Below are 1,834 nucleotides of genomic sequence, written 5' to 3' on the forward strand. Positions count from 1 at the left end.
AAGCGTAACTTGCTCTTCACTAAGCGCTTTTAACATCTCTAAAATACCTTCATAAGGTTGATTCTCATAAATGCCAAATTCAGAAAAATATTCTCTGAAATAAGCAACAGCCTCATCTGCCTTTTTCATATCAAAGTCATAGTATTTAACGAAGGAGTCCTGTAATGGTGGCCCCACAAATTTTTCAAGGTTTTCCAAACTTGATACAATACCATATTTGTTAAGCGCATATTGCACCGATTTGGTAATCCCAATTTTTGAATCACTTAAGGTGCCGTCCAGATCAAATAAAAAAGCCTTATATGCCATTAGAATTCCTCCAATTGTTAAACTATATGCCTGCATTAACTACTTATTATTATACTAACAAAAATAAAATATGAAGTAAACAATCACTAGGACCATATTCTCATTCATACCAAATATTGATATTTTTTTAGCAAAAGGGGTACAAATCAGTATGTGGTGTTTAAATTAAGGGAGGTAATATTATGATTCATTTATTTAATAAGAGAAGAATAAATTTACTCATATTCGTCATTCTGGTATTTACATCAGCCTTCATATTATGGGGGTGTGGGAGTGATGAAACGCCGGCTTCATCTAATGCCAGCGAGTCAAGTGAAGCAAGTGAATCAAGTGCTTTTTATATCAGTGGCATCATCTTTTTAGACTTAAATGGAAATGGCACATTTGACAGCGGCGAAACTGGAATAAAGGGCATAAACGTCAGCAGTCAGTCTGATGAAACTCAAACAGATTCAAATGGAGAATACAGGTTAGAAAGTAAAGCTGGAAGCGATACCATAAGAGTAGACACAGCTACAGTACCGGCTGGACTCGTCTTAACCTCAGATAACGATACACAAACCTTCACAATATCATCGGATACTCAAGCTGATGCCATCGGTTACATAGAACCTCAATCCAGCACGCCTATGTTCTCATTTAGAGATTCTATTAACGATGGGAATACCTATGATAATTATTATTTTGAGCTTATTATGTTTAATGCAGGCCAACAAGAAGAGACCTTGAAATTATGGGTTATGGGCAATAGCATGAAAGCTGAAGCTCAGGGCATGACAACCTTTTTCAACCAAGAAAACGGGACAATGGGTGTTTATACTGCTGCGACCAATCAAGTTGTCATTACACCGATTATGGAAATGATGCCGATTATGACACCTTTTACATTTATGGATGAGTTTGATCCTCAGACTTTTGATGACATCATGTATAAGGGTGAAGAAAACTTAGATGGCAAGGATGTTCTCGTTTTTGAAAACACTGTACCTGGTTTTGAAGCTAAGTATTATGTATGGAAGGAACATAAAATCATTATCAAAATGGAAGCAAGCAGTGGCACTTATGAAGGTAGTTTCTACTTCAAAGATTTATCACTCGGTTCTGTAACACAAGATGATATTAATTACCCGGCAGGTGCCGAAGTCCTCAATTTAAGCGGACAATAAATCTTAGATAATTTAAATTATAAGCCTTATAAGTAATAGCTTTCTAATGCGAAAAAGGATTGAGGTAGAGTCTCTCATAGACTGTACTTCAATCCTCTTTTTATAATATAAGATCTTAATTTCTTAAAGTTCTTAAAGTTCTTACGATTGCCCATCTATAACCATTATATGTCATGGCATTAATTTATACATAAACTTTTATTTATACATAAACTGTCATTTATATTTGAACTTTAATTCATACACGCAGACCATTTTATAACTCGATATTAATCTATATACACATCAATTCCAAGAACGCCAATAAAACCATTATCATCATATACGGTAATGCCAATCGTTTGGATTTGTCTGCCTGT

2 protein-coding genes are annotated in these 1,834 nt (G+C 34.8%); one reads left to right on the top strand and one right to left on the bottom strand.

Annotation, left to right across the window (positions count from 1 at the left end):
* Positions 1–309, bottom strand: a 309-nt coding sequence (locus AC220I_RS21950; RefSeq protein WP_486726002.1) for an HAD hydrolase-like protein, incomplete at its 3' end; no start/stop codon positions are given.
* A 182-nt stretch (positions 310–491) separates the two neighbouring features.
* Here AC220I_RS21950 and AC220I_RS21955 point away from each other — a divergent pair.
* Positions 492–1,475 (top strand): SdrD B-like domain-containing protein, encoded by a 984-nt coding sequence (locus AC220I_RS21955; protein WP_486726003.1) that lies wholly within the window; start codon positions 492–494, stop codon positions 1,473–1,475.
* Positions 1,476–1,834 lie beyond the last annotated feature (359 nt).

The organism is Fusibacter sp. (assembly GCF_057447755.1).